Genomic DNA, 16,186 nt, shown 5'->3' on the forward strand with positions numbered 1-16,186 from the left:
TTACTCTTTTCAAGGACAGAGATGAATAAATGGATCTTTTAGCCAACGTCCCCAAATGGGAAGACATCGAGCGAACCCTCGATAACAAATTCAACCATCTGAATCAGTCTTTCGATCAAGGCTGGGAAAGCGCTTTGGATGGTTGGAACGGTTTCACTCGACGAGTCAGTAACGAGGCCACACTGGCCTTTGGCAGTATCGGCGGAAACCGCATTGAGTCGGTGAAGCTGGCGATGTCCAAGTCTTACCCAATCATCCAGCTGAATCTGATGCGCAAGTGGGCTTCCATAGACATTACGGAAATCCTTCCCGTCTTGCTGCAACTGGTAAAAGAGGTCGCCATGATCATGGGCGGCAGCGTAGCCGTAGGAACTCTTGTTGGTGGTGCGGCTGGATCGCTAGCATTCGGGGCGGGCGCTGTACCAGGGGCCATAGCAGGCAGCGGCATAGGCTTACAGGTCGGCAACCTAATTCTGCTGGGCATGGGGCTTTCAGCCATTGCCGAGTACTTTTATCAAGGGCTCCCTGCCTGTCTTGCAACTCTCTATGAAGGTATTGTGACTGCCTGGAATGCAGAGGAAGGTGTCAAACCGCCAGGGCTTGATCCCACAGGAGCCTCCGCGTGGCTGATTGATGAGCGTATAGATGCCGCCGCGCGGCAACTTGCCAGAGGTCAGGAGCAATTAGTCATGCTCCTACTGACTGCCATCGTTACCTACATCACACGAGGTCAGGTCAAGGCTGGGATCGTAGGCAGTCTGGACGGCATCGCCGCAAGAAGCGCGAAGCTTCAAGCAGACATGACCAATAAGCAAATTGCGGGTTGGTTGGCTCGAAATGAGCAGAGATTGCTGGCTCATCCTGAGTTGCAGAGGAGTGAGCCTTCACCGTTCCGGGGAGTAATGGACACCCAAGAGCCGCCAACTACACCCTCGCCATCTAATCGGCCAGATGCAAAAAAAGAATCCAACGACGTGGCAAATACCTCATCAAAACCAGAGTGGCTGCAGCGACTCGATGCAGGTAACGAGTTTAATAGAGTTCAATCAAAAAATTACCCCTACAATGAGGTCTACATACAGAGGCCTGACGGCAATGGCTATTACCGACTAGATTCATACAACCCAACAACTGGAGAAATCATATCACGTAAATTAACTCAATTTTCAAAAATATCTGAATCCACCGCCAAAAGCTATATAAATGAAGTAATATCAAAGTACCCGAGCGGCTCTACTATAGCGAATGTTCCATTCAGTGGCTCTTTGGCAGGACAAAAATTACAGGGCGCTTTGATACTGGAAGTTCCACCTCAAACAGGTATAATACCCCAAACTATTTTAGACTCTGCAGACAAAGCAGGAGTTTTAATAAGAGATATCAACGGAAAGGTGTATTGATGAGTCCTTCTATTTTTTATTGCAAGTCCTGGTTCCGCCTCAAGCATCGTGCAATCGACCCTATTGACGAGGCTACCTCCAACGCTTTGCATTTGGCTAAAAAGCCTTATACAGCGTTGATAGGCTCAGACTCTAAACCAGCTTGTTTCGTAGAAATGATTTTAGACAAGAACATGGTGGGCGTTGGATTTCTGGATGACCATCAGCGCGAATACCTTACCTATCAGTTTCAATGCCTGGATTCAGAAACGCTTTTCCTCACGATGGCAACCCATCGTGAATTTGATGACGCTGGGAAAATCTCAGTTGGAACCAGCTACATCTTCAAAGAAAGCGGCGAGCTTTTGATTCGTCGGGAGCAGCTAAACCCACATAAGCTTGAGGAAGCCAAATCGCATTTCGAGCCTAAAGACAATTACGAAAAAATCCCCGAGTTCGGCGATTACTCAAACGTAACCAAAGTCAACAGATGAGCGTGGAAAGCCTCTAGCAAATACTGAACTATTTGAATTTTCAGGAGCAGATACAGGAGGTGGAACTAGATTTAACTGCGCGAATACTCACGAGTAATGAAATGACTAATTTGACAGCATTTGATCTTGGAAACCTTATGAAGACAAATGAGGATGTAGCAGCATTCGGAACACCTGCCGACGCGGTGGCCGACGAGTGGATTATTAAGGCAGAACAGCGTTTAGGTCACCCATTGCCTGACTCCTACAAATGGTTTTTACGAAATTATGCGGGAGGAGAAGTAGGCACCGAGGAAATTTACAGCATCTACGGCATGGACTTCGATGACATAAATGGTGGAGATATTGTCTTCCAACATATTAACGGACTCAAAAACAAGTCGACAACTCCAGAAAAAGTAGTCATCAGCAAAACGGACTTGGGCGAAGTTTTCTTCTTCAACTATGACATCTACAAAGATAATGAATGTCAAATCTTCTTGCGAATACCTTCAGGAACAGCGATCCACTATGCAGAAAATTTTTATGAGTATCTTGCCAAAAGAATAATAGCCAACGCCTAGACATATAGCCAAACTGCGGCCTAACAACACTCTACCAACAAGGCCGCTCCGCCCCCTATTAGATAGATTCGCACCAGACATCAACAATAATCAAAGATTGAAGCCAGCTCCCAATAATAAAAAGCCGGACATCATGATGAAAAAAGAACAATACGCCAACTTGAGCCGATTACTAGGCTGCTATTTTCATCAGGACTGGACGGAAGAGTTCTTGGACAGCAATCATGTGTTTGAAGAGATCGTAAAATGTGAACCCTTGAGCTGTTTGCGAGATAGCGTAAAAGAAATTGAGCATCTGTTAAGCCAGCCCATGACGGAAACAGACTACAGCGAAATAATGACAACCACATTGGGGTGCTATTTCGAGCCCAGCAGTGAACACACTCATTATTCGGATTGGCTATCCAAAATGGCCATTTACTTCAAAAGCCAACAATAGCATCCATCTGTCCGCGAGACATTGAGCGTGTGACATAACAAATCGAGGGGCAAAATCTGCCCCTCAACGTTGAAGCACGTTACTTGGGCAACGCGTAGGCAATCACGTAATCGCCACGATCCGGCGATTGGCGGGCGCCGCCGGCGGTGAGCAGGATGTACTGCTTGCCGGTTTTGGGCGACACGTAGGTCATCGGGCCGGACTGGCTGCCTACGGGCAGACGGGCCTTCCAGATTTCGTTGCCGTTGCCGCTGTCGAAGGCGCGCAGGTAGAAATCCTGAGTACCGGCGAAGAACAGCAGGCCCGACTGTGTGGACAACGAAGCGCCCAGCGTCGGCATGCCGATCGGAATCGGCAGGCCCATGCGGATGCCCATCGGGCCTGTGTCTTTCACGGTACCGACCGGAACCTGCCACATCAGTTTTTTGGTTTTCAAGTCAATCGCCGACATGGTGCCGAACGGCGGTGCCTGGCACGGAATGCCGACGGCAGACAGGAAGCGCTGGCGCATGGCACCGAACGGTGTGCCGGTCTGCGGCACGACGCCCATTTCGATACCGCTGGCACCGGCGGCGATCTTGTCGCGCGGGATCATGTAGTTGGCCAGGCCCAGACGCATGTCATTGACGAACATATAGTTGTTGGTCGGGTCGACCGAGACACTGCCCCAGTTCATGCCGCCCAGCGAGCCGGGGAACTGCAACGCAGGGTCCAGGCCTGGCGGCGTGTAGACACCCTCGTGACGCATGCCTTTGAAAGCGATGCGGCACATCAACTGGTCGAACGCCGTGGCACCCCACATGTCGGACTCTTTGAGGGTCTGGTTGCCAATCGACGGCATGTCCACCGAGAACGGCTGGGTCGGCGAATAGCGCTCGCCCGGCACATTACCCTGCGGCACAGGGCGTTCTTCGACACGCGAGATCGGCACGCCGGTTTCGCGGTTGAGCAGGAAAATCTCGCCCTGCTTGGTGACTTGCGCCAATGCTGGCTGCGTACCGCCCTTGCCGTCCGGGATGTCATACAGCAACGGTTGCGCCGGAATGTCGAAGTCCCACAGATCGTGGTGGGTCATCTGGAAGTTCCAGCGCACCTGACCGGTCTTTACGTCCACCGCAACGACTGACGAAGACCATTTGTCGTCCTGCTCGGTACGCGTCCCGCCGAAGAAATCGGGTGTGGCGTTACCGGTCGGCAGGTAGATCAGGCCGAGCTTGTCATCGTAGGACATGGCCGACCAGACGTTCGGCGTGCCACGCGTGTAGGTTTCGCCTGCTGGCGGACGCTTGTTGGTATTCGGGTTACCCGGATCCCATGCCCAGACCAGCTCGCCGCTGTGTACGTCGAAAGCACGCACTACGCCTGGAGGTTCGCCGGTGGAGAAGTTGTCGGCAACCCGACCGCCCACCACAACCACATTGCCCGCCACCAGCGGTGTCGAGGTCTGCTGGTAGTAGCCTTCCTTGACTTCGCCCATGTCGGTTTTCAGATCGACTACGCCTTGATTACCAAAGTCCTTGCAGGTCTCGCCGGTCCTGGCGTCGAGTGCGATCAGGCGAGCGTCGCCAGTCGGCAGAAACACGCGTGTGGCGCATGCGGCGGCTGGCTGGGCAGGTACGTCGGCTGCGGGTGCGGCGAAGTAACCCAGGCCGCGGCAGCGCTGCCAGTTGGGCGCACTGCCCTGCGGGTCGAACTTCCAGCGCTGGGTGCCGGTGTCAGCATCCAGTGCGAACACTTTGCCGTAGGCGGTGCAGGTGTAGACCGTATCGCCGACCTGCAGCGGGGTGTTCTGGTCTTCTGCGCCGGCACCTGTGCTCTGCGGAATGTCGCCGGTGTGGAAGGTCCAGGCAACCTGAAGCTGGTCGACGTTGCTCTTGTTGATCTGATCCAGAGCCGCGAACCGGTTACCTGCCGGGGTGTTGCCCCAGTGTGCCCAGTCCTTCTGCTCGGCACCCGGTGCCACCGGGACAATAGCCGGCACGCTGCTGGCGCTGACCACATGGCTCGGAACGAACATGTAACCGATGGTCGCCACAACACCGATAGCCAGCATGCCGGCCAGACCATAGGCACCGCGGCCTGCCTGAGCACCCGAAGCGCGAACCAGTGTCGGGTAGATCAGCGCAATCACCAGGCCGATCACGGCAAAGGTCAATAGGCGGGAAACCAGCGGCCAATAGTGCAGGCCTGCATCCCAGATAGCCCAGACGGCGGTCAGTATCAGGGCGATGCCATACAACACGGCACCTTTGGGTTTGCGCACGGCGATCAGCGCACCACTGACCAGCATCGCCAGCCCCATCAGCAGGAAGAACCAGCTGCCGCCCAATGTCACCAGGTAGCCGCCGCCACCTGCCAGACCGAGCCCGATCAGGGCGATCAGTACTCCCAGCCCGAGCAGCAGCAACCTGCCGCCAGTTCCTGTGTCTTGCTTGTTTGTCATTTTTCAAACCTGTCGGATTTTTACAGCCGAACAGAATGTACCAAACGGTTCATAATGACAAATTGTCGCAGCCTGCCAAGCGTCTGGAACAGGCGTTTGCGGGCGATCAGCGCACAGTTTTTGCGTTTATGCGCACGCCTGTAGCGACATACCGTCCCGACCGATCAGTACATCCCCTGGCAGTCCTTGCGGCTGCCCCATCAACCACGCATCCAGCGTGTGGCCGATGTGCGTCAATACCGCCTTGCCCGGTCGCAACTGGTCGACGGTTTGCAGCGCCAGGGTCAGGTCATTGTGATTACGTGGCGGCTGAAGCTGTGGAGGCATCGAGCAGTCGAGCACCAGCAGATTCAGCGGTGCACGTTGCAGATACTCGCGGGTGTCATCAGGCAAGCCGACGGTGTCGGTCAGGTAGGCAAAACGTTGCCCGTCGCCTTCGAACATGTAGCCGAACGTGGGCTTGGAGTGGGTCAGCGGCAGCGCCGTGACCTGCAGTGCGCCCAAGGCTCTGGTTTCGAAGGCTGCAAACGGCTGGCTGAAATCGAGAATGCCGGGGTGCTTGTAGAGGTCGGCCAGGCCTTCCGGATCCGCCGGGCCGTGGACCGGAATCACCAGCCCCTGCCCCCAGCGCAGATGCAACAGACCCTGGGCATGGTCGGCATGGTAATGCGTCTGCAGGATGCCACTCAGGCTGCGCGGCGGGAAACGGTCGGTAAGGTCGGTCAGGCCGCTGTCGATCAACCAGCGCTGATCGGCGCATTCAATCAGCGCACTGCACGGCAAGCGCCGCAGGTCCTGATTCGCCCGCGCCGCCGAGCAGCCCGGGCACTGGCAACCGTAGACCGGCACCTGTCGTGCATCACCGGTGCCCAGCAGGGTCAGGCGCATGCGTCACGTCGCTCCATCAAGCCGATAAGCGTGGCGACGGTCTGTTGCAGATCGCCCGAATTATCCAGCGGGAAGACCTGCGGATTGTTCGCCAGTAAATCCCCGGCAAAGCGCGAGTTGCGCGCTAGGCGCTCCTCGATTTCCGCAAGGGTTTCCCTGTTGCGCGCCAACAGCCGTTGGCGCAGCACGTCCTGGTTGACGGTCAGCAGCACCGCCAGCAGCGTCGGGTAACGTATTTGCGCCTTCTGCAGATGCGCCCGGGAGCCGTTGATCAACACGTCGTGCCCCTCCAGCAGCCACTGATCGATCTCGATGGGGATGCCGTAGTGCAAGCCATTCGCCTGCCAGCTCAAGGCAAACGCGCCACGCTCGCGCATCTGCTCGAACTGTTCGACCGTCACCGCCTGTGCCGCCTCACCCACCGCTTCGGCAGAACGGGTGATCACCCGCCGTACAACCCGGCAGTTGCGTTGTGCCAGCGTTTCACGGGCTGCATCCAGCAGGCTGTCCTTGCCTGAACCGGACGGCCCGATGAGATAGATCAACCTGCCAACCATCAAAACACCCTCTTGCCTTGTCGCCAGACCTTGTCGATCACCGGCAGGCCTGCATGATTGCGCGCCTGGATCAGATCAGCGCGCAGACCGATGCGAATCTCGCCACGATCCGCCAGCCCTGCCGCAACAGCGGGCGTGCGGCTGACCATATTGATCGCGTGCGGCAGCTCGCAGTCGTTGTCCTGTTCGGCCAGCATGAACGCGGCCTGCAACAGGCTGGCCGGGTAGTAATCGCTGGACAGAATGTCCAGCAGCCCGTGTCGGGCCAGCGATGCTGCCGCCACGTTACCGGAGTGCGAGCCACCGCGCACGATGTTCGGTGCGCCCATCAGCACGCTCATGCCCAGTTGCCGACAGCCGCGGGCCGCTTCGAGAGTGGTAGGGAATTCGGCAATGTTCATGCCGAAACCTGCTGATTCCTCGACATGCGCCATGGTTGCGTCGTCGTGGCTCGCAATCGACAGGCCACGCGCCAGGCACAGCTCGACAATCGCGCGCCGGTAGCGGTCGGCGTACTCGGTGGAGTTGGCGACCTGTTCGACGATGAAGCGATCCATTTCCTCATGATTCATGTGGTACTTGCCCATGTAGTACTCGCGGTACTTGGACTCCAGGGCAAACTGACGCTGGCCAGGCGCGTGGTCCATCACCGAAACCAGTTGCACCAGCGGCTGGTCCACCAGGTCACGAAACACGCTCAGGGTATCCGGATGACTGACCTCGCAACGCAGGTGCAACAGGTGCTCGGCGCGGGTCAGGCCCGCTGCGTTGGCGTCGGCAATCGCCTGAAGCATCGCGGGCAGTTGCTGCATGCGCTTGCCCTTGGGGTTGATGTCGCCAATCGACAGCGCATCGAACACCGTGGTAATACCGGCCGCGACGATTTGCGCATCATGGCTGATTACCGCTGACATCGACGGCCAGTCGACACCCGGCCGCGGTGACAGGTGCTTCTCCAGGTTGTCGGTGTGCAATTCCACCAGCCCAGGCAGCAGATAATCACCCTGCATGTCCTGAGCCTGGCTCAGTTGGCTACGCCCGCTCTGAACCTCGGCAATCAGGCCGTCACGGACCACAACTGTGCCGGCGAACACCTGCTCGGCAGTCACCACATGGGCGTTACTGAAGATCTGTTCGTTCAGCATTGCAGCAACTCCTTGGCGGTGAGGTCCACCGGGCTCATGTCGAGTTGACGATTGGCGACTGCATCGCGGGCGTCGCGGTCATGAAAAATACCGATCAGTGCGGCACCGGCCTGTTTGGCCTCGTCGACCAGCTCCAGCACCACCTGACGGTTGGCGTCGTCCAGCGAAGCCGTCGGTTCGTCGAGCAATAAAACCGGCCACGGCACCATGAATGCCCGGGCGATGTTGATACGCTGCTGTTCACCACCGGAAAAGGTGCTGGGAGCCAGTGGCCAAAGGCGCTGGGGAATATTCAGCCGGTTCAGCAGCAGTTGCGCGCGCTCCTGAGCCTGTTCGCGCGACCATCCGCGTGCGAGTGCCGGCTCCATCACTACATCCAGGCTGGAGACACGCGGAATGACGCGCAAGAACTGGCTGACATAGCCGAGCGTTTTGCGCCGCACCTCAAGCACCTGGCGCGGGGTTGCCCCGACCAGTTCGGTCCACTCGCCTTCGTGCTGTACGCGGATGCTGCCAGCGGCAGGCAGGTAGTTGCCGTACAAAGTGCGCAACAATGTGCTTTTGCCCGCGCCGGACTGCCCGCTGAGAACCAGGCATTCGCCAGCGCGCACCGAAAAATTGAGCCCGCGCAGCACGTTGAGGACCACGCCATTGTGCTGATGCAGGGTGAAGGTTTTCGACAGATCGCGGACCTCGATCAACGTCGTCATCGGATTCACCTCTTGTCTGTGAACGGTGTCTGATCGGGTTGTCTGGTTCATGGCTGCAATACCGAGGACACCAGCAGTTGTGAATACGGATGCTGCGGGTCATCGAGAATCTGATCGGTCAGGCCGCTCTCGACCACTTCCGAGCGACGCATGACCATCAGCCGGTCAGCCAGCAACCGCGCGACCGCCAGGTCGTGAGTGACGATGACCACCGCCAGGTCCAGCTCCCGAACCAGGCCACGCAACAGATCGAGCAACCGCGCCTGCACCGACACATCCAGCCCACCGGTGGGTTCGTCCATGAACACCAATCTGGGACTGGACACCAGGTTGCGGGCGATCTGCAGGCGTTGCTGCATGCCGCCGGAAAACGTGCGCGGCAGATCATCAATGCGCAGCGGGTCGATCTCGACCTGGCTCAGCCAGTCCACCGCCGCACTGCGCAATTGCTGATAATTGCGCACGCCCTGGGCCATCAGACGCTCGCCGATATTGGCTCCGGCAGAGACGCCCATGCGCAGGCCATCACGCGGGTTCTGCTCGACAAAGCCCCACTCTGTACGTAACAAGGTGCGACGTTGCGCCTCACTGGAACTGTACAAATCAAACCAGTTGCCATCCTTGCTTCGATAATCGATGTTGCCGCGATCCGGCGGGCAACGTCCGCTCAACAGCGACAGCAGCGTAGATTTACCCGAGCCGGACTCGCCGACGATGCCCAGCACTTCGCCGGGATAAAGGTCAAAACTGACGTCCTGACAGCCCTTCTGTACCCCGTACAAACGGGTCAGGCCGCGCACCTTGAGCAGTGGTTGCGCAGGTTCGGGCTGGCGGTCGCCCGCCGGGTTCAATGAGAGAGCACTGATCATCGGGCGTTCTCCTGCTGTTTGACGCGTTGGGCGCAGTAATCAGTGTCGGAGCAGACAAAGCTCTGCGTCCCGGCGTCGTCAAGAATCAGCTCGTCGAGAAAGGACTCATGGCTGCCGCAGATTGCGCAGCACTGCTCCCAGCGCTGTACTTCAAACGGGTGATCTTCAAAATCCAGACTTACCACCTGGGTAAACGGCGGCACGGCGTACAGACGCTTTTCCCGTCCAGCACCAAACAGCATCAGCGCAGGGCTCATGTGCAGCTTGGGGTTGTCGAATTTGGGAATCGGCGACGGGTCCATCACGTAGCGCTCATCGACCATCACCGGGTAGGCGTAACTGGTCGCGATGTGGCCGAAGGTAGCGATGTCTTCGTAGAGCTTGACGTGCATGACGCCGTAATCATCCAGCGCGTGCATGGTGCGGGTCTCGGTTTCCGAAGGCTCGATGAAACGCAGCGGCTCGGGAATCGGCACCTGATAGACCATGATCTGATCGGCGTGCAACGGTGTTTCCGGAATGCGGTGACGGGTCTGGATGACAGTCGCCTCGGGGGTGCGCTCAGTGGTGGCGATGCCTGCCGTACGGGCAAAAAAGCGCCGAATCGAGACGGCATTGGTGGTGTCGTCAGCGCCCTGATCGATGACCTTAAGCACGTCATCGGCCCCCAGGATTGCAGCGGTCAGTTGCATCCCGCCGGTGCCCCAGCCATAAGGCAGCGGCATCTCGCGCCCGCCGAACGGCACCTGATAACCGGGAATCGCCACCGCCTTGAGCAAGGCACGGCGAATCATGCGTTTGGTCTGCTCGTCCAGATACGCGAAGTTGTAGGCGTCATCCCGTGCGGGCCTTTGCTCTGCGGTGTTCATGGGTGCATTAGTCATTGGTCGCTCTCCGGTTGCGGTGCGGACTTGCGCAGCTTGCGGATCAACTCCAGCTCGGACTGGAAGTCCACGTAATGCGGCAGCTTGAGGTGCGAGACAAAACCGGCCGCCTCGACGTTGTCGCAATGCGCCAGCACGAATTCCTCCTGCTGGGCCGGCGAGCGGACTTCTTCGTTGAATTCCCCGGCGCGCAACGAGCGGTCCACCAGTGCCATGCCCATTGCCTTTCGCTCTGCGTTGCCGAATGCCAGACCGTAGCCACGGGTGAACTGCGCAGGTTCGCTGGCCGAGCCGACGAACTGGTTGACCATCTCGCATTCAGTCACTTCGATGTCGCCGATCACAATCGGAAAACCCAGTTCTTCAGGCTCTATCCAGACCTCTACTTCGCCGATGCGGATTTCTCCGGCGAACGGATGGTTGCGACCGTAACCGCGCTGGGTCGAATAACCCAGCGCCAGCAGGAAACCCTCGTCGCCACGGGCCAGCGCCTGCAAACGCTGGGCACGACTGGACGGATACTCCAACGGCTCGCGAGTGATGTCCGCAACGCTCTCGCCATCGTCCACTTCAGGTTTGATCAACCCTTCTTTGGCCAGCAACCCCAGCACTCGCGGACAGGGTTGCAGCGTTGCGTCCGGTGCCACGTCCGGGCCAGGGTGCTCGCCTTCGGCCAGCAAGGTGAAATCCAGCAAGCGGTGGGTGTAGTCAAATGTCGGGCCCAGCAATTGCCCGCCGGGCACGTCCTTGAACGTGGCGGACAAACGCCGGTTGAGCTGCATGTTCGAGGTGTCGATGGGCACGCTGGCGCAAAAACGCGTGAGCGTCGTGCGGTACGCGCGCAGCAGAAAGATCGCTTCGATCAAATCCCCCGCCGATTGCTTGATCGCCAGTGCGGCCAGCTGCGGGTCGTACAGCGAACCCTCGCTCATGACTCGCGCAACCGCCAATGGCAACTGCTGGCGGATCTGCTCGACATCGAGCTCGGCAATGCTTGTATCGCCACGGCGCTTGTTGGCCAGCAGGCGGTGGGCGTTATCGATGGCCTGTTCGCCACCTTTCACGGCGACGTACATCAGGCACACTCCTGCACGCGGGTGCTGCGTGGCAAGCCGAGCATCTGGTTGCCCGACACAAAGAACACGTCCAGCCCGCAGGGGAAGACATTACATGCTTCACGCTCGGTCCAGAACGCCTCGTCCAGCGGCAAGGCCACAGAATTTTGCTGCTCGATGCCGGGACCGCTCCAGGCAAGGGCCGGTCCGCCTTGCAGGCCTGGCAGCTGAATCAGCAAGGTGCAGGACTGATCAGGGTAACGGTCGTTGCCGGTATCAAAACCTCGCAGTTCACCGACAGTCGACGCATCAAGCAACGCGAAGCGGGCAGCACTCCGGTCAGTGACAATCGGGCTGCCGCAATGAAAGGCAATGTTCGCGCGAATCGCCGGGGTATCAAATGCAGGGGCGAGCCAGAGCGGAGTGTCCAGGTCCAGCAGCGCCAGGCACAAGGCATGAGTTGCGCTGTCCAGGCCCTGCAAGGCAGGCGGCTGATGCCTGGTGGGCAGGGTCTGAATCACACCCGGACCGGACAAGGCCTTGAGCGCTACGCGAAAACTGCGCTGGGCATCCAGCACCGGATCGGTGAAGGCAGGTTGCAGAAGGACGGCATTCATCAGTCTTCTCCTCGGACCAGGGTAAAGAATTCCACTTTGGTTGCAGCGGCTTCGGCGTCCTTGCGTGCCCGACGCTCGGCTTGCGCACGTGCCAGTGGCTCGATCAGCTCGGACAGCCACCAGGCCTGTTGCGCGCCTTGCAAATGGGCGTCGGCCAGAGCCGCCAGTTCGGCATGGCGCTTGTCGCGTCCGGCCAGATAGCTGTAACCCGTGCGGCCATCGGCCAGACGGACCACGCAGCGGGTAACGCTCATCTCGCCAAGGTTGAACGCCGAACCGGTGCCGCCCATGCGGCCACGCACCAGGGTCATGCCGATTTCCGGGGCGCGGATCATCTGGTAATCGGTGTCACGCAACGCCGCTTCGTGACGCTGTAATTGTTCGCGGCTCGGCTCATCGACAAGGGCGCGCGCCAGTACGCCCATCCAGTGCTGCCGTGCGGCCGTTTCAGGGGTTGCTTGCATGGAACACCTCGATGTCAGTCAGTCGTTGGGGTAACGGCGATCTGATTGAACGCCACCTGATACTGGAAGCGGTCGCAGCGGCTGACCGAGCGAGAAAGCTCCACCGGCTGCCCCGATCGGTCACACGAAACCGTCAACACCGTCAGCGCCGGCATGTGCCGGGGCATCAGCAGCAGCCCGGCCTCTTCACGGGACGGCAGGCGGGCTCCGATCAGGCTCTGCGCACGGCTCAGCGGCAACTCGCGCTCAGCCAGATACTGGCGAACCGAACCACCCTGATACTCAGCCAGCACATCGCTGTAGCGGGCGCTGTAGCGGTGGCAGATCAGGCTTACAGGCTGGCCATCCAGCTTGCGCAACGTCTGCATTTCGATCAGCGGCGCATGCTCGGCCAGCCCCAGATGCAGCGCATCTTCGTGACTGGCGAGGCATTCGCGGCGCAACAGCAGAATCGCTTCCACGCCGATGCCTTGTGCCGACAGCGACTGGCTGTAGGCGCTGTCGGCCTGCATCGGGTAGATCAACGGACGTTCCAGCACTTGCGTGCCCTTGCCCTGGCGTCGCAGCACACTGCCCTCACGGACCAGTTCATCGACCGCTCGGCGGATCGTATGGCGGTTGACGCAGAAGCGTTCGGCCAACTGAAACTCGGCAGGCAGATAATCGCCGGGCCGATACGAAACCAGCTCATCGCGCAGGGTTTCAGCCAGTTCGAGGTACATCGGCTCAGCTTGTCTAGACAACTGCATGATTAAAAAAAGTGTTCATTGAACACCCCTCTTCTGTCAGATGAATTGCTTGCGCAGGCGCTGCGACATGATGTCGATGACGCTTACCACAACGATGATCACCAGCAGCACGGCGCTGGTCTGGACGAACGCAAAGGCGCGAATGTTTTCCCAGAGGATAACCCCGATGCCCCCTGCGCCGACCATCCCGACCACGGTTGCCGAGCGCACATTGGATTCGAACCGGTATAGAGCATAGGAGATCCACAGCGGCATGACCTGCGGAATGACCCCGTAGATGACTTCCTGCAAGGCGCTGGCACCGGTGGCGCGCACCCCTTCGACCGGTCCGGGCTCTATGGCTTCGACAGCTTCGGCGAACAGTTTGGCGAGGACCCCGGTGGTGCTGATCCACAGTGCCAGCACCCCGGCGAACGGCCCCAGCCCGACGGCGACCACAAACAGCATCGCGAACACCATCTCGTTGATCGAACGAAAAGCGTCCATGCAGCGCCGCAGCGGCAGATGAATCCACCACGGCGTGATGTTCTCGGCGCACAGGATGCCCAACGGTATCGAGCAGACAATCGCCAGCGCCGTACCCCACAGGGCGATCTGGATAGTCACCAGCATTTCCTTGAGGTAACTGCGCCACTCACGGAAGTCCGGAGGGAAGAAATCGGCGGCGAATGTGGCCATGTTCGACGAGTCGCGAACCAGTGCCATCGGGTTCATTTCTGCGCCCTGCCAGGCCCAGGCCAGTGCAGCGAGCAACAGGCCCCAGCCCAGATAACGGGACCAGTTGGCTTTGCCTGCAACCTGGGCGTAGGCAACGTGAGTGGTCATGACGAACTCCTGATCGTGAACGGCTGGCTCAACCTGCGGAGCTGCCTGCGGTTTTCTGGTTCAGCTCAGTGATACGCTCCTGCAACTTGCTCAGGCTGGCATCGATATCCTTGAGACGGGCAGTTTTCTCCTGGGCGTCCAGCGTGGTGCTGGCAGCCACTTCGGTGCGCTGCTTGAACAGTTCGAGCTGGCGGATGGGCAGCAATTGGTCATCGCTGGACTTGAGAAACTTGCCCATCTGCATGTTCTTCAGGACGGTTTTCTCTTCATCGGTATTGCCATAACTGGTGAAGAACTCAAGAATCTTTGCCTTGTCCTTGTCCGACAGCGCCTTGCTCCAGACAATCGGGTCGGCCGGGATCAGCGGCGATTTCCAGATCACCTTGAGTTGCTCGACCTTGTCGGGTTGGGTCACAGCCAGGCGATCCCAGCTTTCGGTATTGAAGGTCGCAACGTCCAGCTGCCCCTTGGCAACACTCAGGGCGTTGACTTCATGACTGGAGTTCAAGGTGCGCTTGAAGGCAGTGGACGCATCGACGTGGTTTTTCGCAAACACGTAATAACCTGGCACCAGATAGCCCGAGGTGGAGTTCGGGTCGCCGTTGCCGAAGGTCAGGCTCTTGGCATTCTTGAGCATGTCTTCGACGCTATTGATCGGGCTGTCCTTGCGCACGATCAGCAGGCTCCAGTAACCCGCGTCACCGTTGGCGGCGGAGGTCTGGGCAAAGATCTCGCCGTTGGAGCGGTCCACCGCTTCCATCGCCGCCTTGTTGCCCAGCCAGGCCACGTCCACCTTGTTGAAGCGCATGCCCTGAATAAGGCCGGCGTAGTCCGAAGCGAAGGTGGCATTGACCTTGAGACCGGTCTTGCGGCTCATGTCATCGAGGAACGGCTGCCAGATACTTTTCAGGTTTTGCGAAGACTCGGTGGACATGATGCCGAAATTGATGGCTTTTTCTTCTGCGGCCTGGACGGTGCCCAACGCGCAGGCGGTCAGCAAGGCGGCAGAGGCGAGAAGACGACCGATACGCTTGAACATGCAGGCTCTCCTGATAAATGGGGTGATGTTGAAAAGCTTCAGACTTTGGCCAGTTCCAGACGTGGTTTCTGCCGAACGCGACGGCTTCGTTCGGTGATCATCAGGCTCGCGTCCGCGTCTGCACCGTAGAGGTCATTGAGGAACTGTTTGCTGAGATCCTGCGCCAGGCCATCAAAATGTATCCGCCCGCCCTTGAGGGCCACGGCACGCGGGCAATAGCGCACCGCGTAATCCACCTGATGCAGGGTGACGACGACGGTCTTGCCGTCGCTGCGATTGATGTCGGCAAGAATTTCCATGACCCTGCGGGCCGATTCGGGGTCCAGCGAGGCAATCGGTTCGTCGGCCAGGATCACTTCGGCGCGCTGGGTCAAGGCGCGAGCAATCGCCACTCGTTGCTGCTGGCCCCCAGACAGGGTCGAAGCCCGCTGAGCGGCAAGATCTGCCAGCCCTACCCTGTCCAGCGCGGCCATCGCACGCTGTTTTTCCTCGCGATTGAACAGCGCCAGACTGCCGCGCCAGCGCGGCATGCGGCCCAGGCAACCAAGCAGGACGTTGTCCAGCACACTGAGGCGATTGACCAGATTGAATTGCTGGAAGATGTAGCCGATATCGGCGCGCAGGCGTCGCACCTGGCTGTTGAGACGACCGGACGACTGAACCTCGCGACCCAGCACCTGGACCTGACCACCATTGCTGCGATCACAGCACGCCAGACCGGCTAGATGGCGCAGCAAGGTTGACTTGCCAGAGCCGGAAGCGCCAATCAGCGCAACCATTTCACCGGGTTGTATAGACAACGCAAGGTCAACCAACGCACTTTTGTGCGAGAAGGTCTTGTTCAGGCCTTGTACATGAATGGCATCGTTCATGAGGCTTCTCGGTCTGCGCACGACCCGGGACAGGTCGTATTCGGTTGTCAACCAAACTGGACCTGTGTTGTTGCAGCCTCATGAACCGTGAGTGAAGAGCTGATAACAGTTTGTCGCAGAAGGTGTTGCAGCTCAGATCTTTGAAGCAGAGCGCGCAGACGTACGGCTTGCCTACGCGCTCGAGTTATACACGC

Annotated in this window: 18 protein-coding genes; 4 read left to right on the forward strand and 14 right to left on the reverse strand. The window is 58.7% G+C overall.

The genetic code is table 11. The features are described 5' to 3' along the window. Positions 1–29 precede the first annotated feature (29 nt). From RYB09_RS00470 to RYB09_RS00485, 4 genes are all read left to right on the forward strand, one after another. On the forward strand, positions 30–1,400 hold the full coding sequence (locus RYB09_RS00470; RefSeq protein ID WP_316887108.1) for a DUF6861 domain-containing protein: 1,371 nt from the start codon (positions 30–32) through the stop codon (positions 1,398–1,400). After that, a complete protein-coding gene (locus RYB09_RS00475; protein WP_058407555.1) occupies positions 1,400–1,873 on the forward strand; it encodes a hypothetical protein in 474 nt (157 codons plus the stop codon). The genes RYB09_RS00470 and RYB09_RS00475 overlap by 1 nt, the downstream gene beginning before the upstream one ends. Before the next feature lie 101 nt (positions 1,874–1,974). Continuing rightward, the gene (locus RYB09_RS00480) at positions 1,975–2,436 is read left to right on the forward strand and encodes an SMI1/KNR4 family protein (protein ID WP_219171391.1); all 462 of its coding nucleotides are present in this window, start codon (positions 1,975–1,977) and stop codon (positions 2,434–2,436) included. A 136-nt stretch (positions 2,437–2,572) separates the two neighbouring features. Beyond that, positions 2,573–2,875 carry a contact-dependent growth inhibition system immunity protein gene (locus tag RYB09_RS00485; RefSeq protein WP_219171740.1) on the forward strand — a complete coding sequence of 101 codons (303 nt, stop codon included), beginning with the start codon at positions 2,573–2,575 and terminating at the stop codon, positions 2,873–2,875. A gap of 79 nt (positions 2,876–2,954) precedes the next feature. Here RYB09_RS00485 and RYB09_RS00490 read toward each other — a convergent pair whose 3' ends face one another. From RYB09_RS00490 to phnC, 14 genes are all read right to left on the reverse strand, one after another. Next, positions 2,955–5,318, reverse strand: a complete 2,364-nt coding sequence (locus RYB09_RS00490; protein WP_316887109.1) for a glucose/quinate/shikimate family membrane-bound PQQ-dependent dehydrogenase — start codon at positions 5,316–5,318, stop codon at positions 2,955–2,957. A 126-nt stretch (positions 5,319–5,444) separates the two neighbouring features. Next, positions 5,445–6,206, reverse strand: a complete 762-nt coding sequence (gene phnP, locus RYB09_RS00495; RefSeq protein WP_122281721.1) for a phosphonate metabolism protein PhnP — start codon at positions 6,204–6,206, stop codon at positions 5,445–5,447. Next, positions 6,197–6,763, reverse strand: coding sequence for a phosphonate metabolism protein/1,5-bisphosphokinase (PRPP-forming) PhnN (gene phnN, locus RYB09_RS00500; RefSeq protein ID WP_122258624.1), 567 nt, complete (start codon positions 6,761–6,763; stop codon positions 6,197–6,199). The genes phnP and phnN overlap by 10 nt, the downstream gene beginning before the upstream one ends. Continuing rightward, a complete protein-coding gene (locus tag RYB09_RS00505) occupies positions 6,763–7,908 on the reverse strand; it encodes an alpha-D-ribose 1-methylphosphonate 5-triphosphate diphosphatase (RefSeq protein WP_316887110.1) in 1,146 nt (381 codons plus the stop codon). The genes phnN and RYB09_RS00505 overlap by 1 nt, the downstream gene beginning before the upstream one ends. Further along, the gene (gene phnL, locus RYB09_RS00510) at positions 7,902–8,618 is read right to left on the reverse strand and encodes a phosphonate C-P lyase system protein PhnL (RefSeq protein ID WP_316887111.1); all 717 of its coding nucleotides are present in this window, start codon (positions 8,616–8,618) and stop codon (positions 7,902–7,904) included. The genes RYB09_RS00505 and phnL overlap by 7 nt, the downstream gene beginning before the upstream one ends. A 47-nt stretch (positions 8,619–8,665) precedes the next feature. After that, positions 8,666–9,487 carry a phosphonate C-P lyase system protein PhnK gene (gene phnK / locus RYB09_RS00515; RefSeq protein ID WP_054076594.1) on the reverse strand — a complete coding sequence of 274 codons (822 nt, stop codon included), beginning with the start codon at positions 9,485–9,487 and terminating at the stop codon, positions 8,666–8,668. After that, positions 9,484–10,356, reverse strand: coding sequence for an alpha-D-ribose 1-methylphosphonate 5-phosphate C-P-lyase PhnJ (locus tag RYB09_RS00520; protein WP_371875235.1), 873 nt, complete (start codon positions 10,354–10,356; stop codon positions 9,484–9,486). The genes phnK and RYB09_RS00520 overlap by 4 nt, the downstream gene beginning before the upstream one ends. Positions 10,357–10,367: 11 nt before the next feature. Continuing rightward, positions 10,368–11,447, reverse strand: a complete 1,080-nt coding sequence (locus RYB09_RS00525; RefSeq protein ID WP_002553868.1) for a carbon-phosphorus lyase complex subunit PhnI — start codon at positions 11,445–11,447, stop codon at positions 10,368–10,370. Further along, positions 11,447–12,043: a phosphonate C-P lyase system protein PhnH gene (gene phnH / locus RYB09_RS00530; protein WP_316887112.1), complete on the reverse strand. Its 597-nt coding sequence runs from the start codon at positions 12,041–12,043 to the stop codon at positions 11,447–11,449. The genes RYB09_RS00525 and phnH overlap by 1 nt, the downstream gene beginning before the upstream one ends. Then, positions 12,043–12,507 carry a phosphonate C-P lyase system protein PhnG gene (phnG, locus tag RYB09_RS00535; RefSeq protein WP_004658080.1) on the reverse strand — a complete coding sequence of 155 codons (465 nt, stop codon included), beginning with the start codon at positions 12,505–12,507 and terminating at the stop codon, positions 12,043–12,045. The genes phnH and phnG overlap by 1 nt, the downstream gene beginning before the upstream one ends. Positions 12,508–12,521: 14 nt before the next feature. Next, positions 12,522–13,256 carry a phosphonate metabolism transcriptional regulator PhnF gene (phnF, locus tag RYB09_RS00540; RefSeq protein ID WP_058400264.1) on the reverse strand — a complete coding sequence of 245 codons (735 nt, stop codon included), beginning with the start codon at positions 13,254–13,256 and terminating at the stop codon, positions 12,522–12,524. A 36-nt stretch (positions 13,257–13,292) separates the two neighbouring features. Further along, positions 13,293–14,081, reverse strand: a complete 789-nt coding sequence (gene phnE / locus RYB09_RS00545) for a phosphonate ABC transporter, permease protein PhnE (protein WP_060707654.1) — start codon at positions 14,079–14,081, stop codon at positions 13,293–13,295. A 28-nt stretch (positions 14,082–14,109) separates the two neighbouring features. Further along, the gene (gene phnD / locus RYB09_RS00550; protein ID WP_316887113.1) at positions 14,110–15,120 is read right to left on the reverse strand and encodes a phosphonate ABC transporter substrate-binding protein; all 1,011 of its coding nucleotides are present in this window, start codon (positions 15,118–15,120) and stop codon (positions 14,110–14,112) included. A gap of 38 nt (positions 15,121–15,158) precedes the next feature. Beyond that, on the reverse strand, positions 15,159–15,992 hold the full coding sequence (gene phnC, locus RYB09_RS00555) for a phosphonate ABC transporter ATP-binding protein (RefSeq protein WP_002553874.1): 834 nt from the start codon (positions 15,990–15,992) through the stop codon (positions 15,159–15,161). Between the last annotated feature and the right edge of the window lie 194 nt (positions 15,993–16,186).

Origin of the sequence: Pseudomonas syringae group sp. J254-4, from assembly GCF_032586855.1 — a bacterium.
Lineage (GTDB): Bacteria > Pseudomonadota > Gammaproteobacteria > Pseudomonadales > Pseudomonadaceae > Aquipseudomonas > Aquipseudomonas amygdali.

Coding starts and splice junctions, on each gene's coding strand:
- phnG (WP_004658080.1), bottom strand. CDS start 12,507: ATGCAAGCAACCCCTGAAACGGCCGCACGGCAGCACTGGATGGGCGTA.
- RYB09_RS00520 (WP_371875235.1), bottom strand. CDS start 10,356: ATGAACACCGCAGAGCAAAGGCCCGCACGGGATGACGCCTACAACTTC.
- phnF (WP_058400264.1), bottom strand. CDS start 13,256: ATGCAGTTGTCTAGACAAGCTGAGCCGATGTACCTCGAACTGGCTGAA.
- RYB09_RS00475 (WP_058407555.1), top strand. CDS start 1,400: ATGAGTCCTTCTATTTTTTATTGCAAGTCCTGGTTCCGCCTCAAGCAT.
- RYB09_RS00490 (WP_316887109.1), bottom strand. CDS start 5,318: ATGACAAACAAGCAAGACACAGGAACTGGCGGCAGGTTGCTGCTGCTC.
- phnC (WP_002553874.1), bottom strand. CDS start 15,992: ATGAACGATGCCATTCATGTACAAGGCCTGAACAAGACCTTCTCGCAC.
- phnK (WP_054076594.1), bottom strand. CDS start 9,487: ATGATCAGTGCTCTCTCATTGAACCCGGCGGGCGACCGCCAGCCCGAA.
- RYB09_RS00525 (WP_002553868.1), bottom strand. CDS start 11,447: ATGTACGTCGCCGTGAAAGGTGGCGAACAGGCCATCGATAACGCCCAC.
- RYB09_RS00470 (WP_316887108.1), top strand. CDS start 30: ATGGATCTTTTAGCCAACGTCCCCAAATGGGAAGACATCGAGCGAACC.
- phnP (WP_122281721.1), bottom strand. CDS start 6,206: ATGCGCCTGACCCTGCTGGGCACCGGTGATGCACGACAGGTGCCGGTC.
- RYB09_RS00485 (WP_219171740.1), top strand. CDS start 2,573: ATGAAAAAAGAACAATACGCCAACTTGAGCCGATTACTAGGCTGCTAT.
- phnH (WP_316887112.1), bottom strand. CDS start 12,043: ATGAATGCCGTCCTTCTGCAACCTGCCTTCACCGATCCGGTGCTGGAT.
- phnE (WP_060707654.1), bottom strand. CDS start 14,081: ATGACCACTCACGTTGCCTACGCCCAGGTTGCAGGCAAAGCCAACTGG.
- phnL (WP_316887111.1), bottom strand. CDS start 8,618: ATGACGACGTTGATCGAGGTCCGCGATCTGTCGAAAACCTTCACCCTG.
- phnD (WP_316887113.1), bottom strand. CDS start 15,120: ATGTTCAAGCGTATCGGTCGTCTTCTCGCCTCTGCCGCCTTGCTGACC.
- RYB09_RS00480 (WP_219171391.1), top strand. CDS start 1,975: ATGACTAATTTGACAGCATTTGATCTTGGAAACCTTATGAAGACAAAT.
- phnN (WP_122258624.1), bottom strand. CDS start 6,763: ATGGTTGGCAGGTTGATCTATCTCATCGGGCCGTCCGGTTCAGGCAAG.
- RYB09_RS00505 (WP_316887110.1), bottom strand. CDS start 7,908: ATGCTGAACGAACAGATCTTCAGTAACGCCCATGTGGTGACTGCCGAG.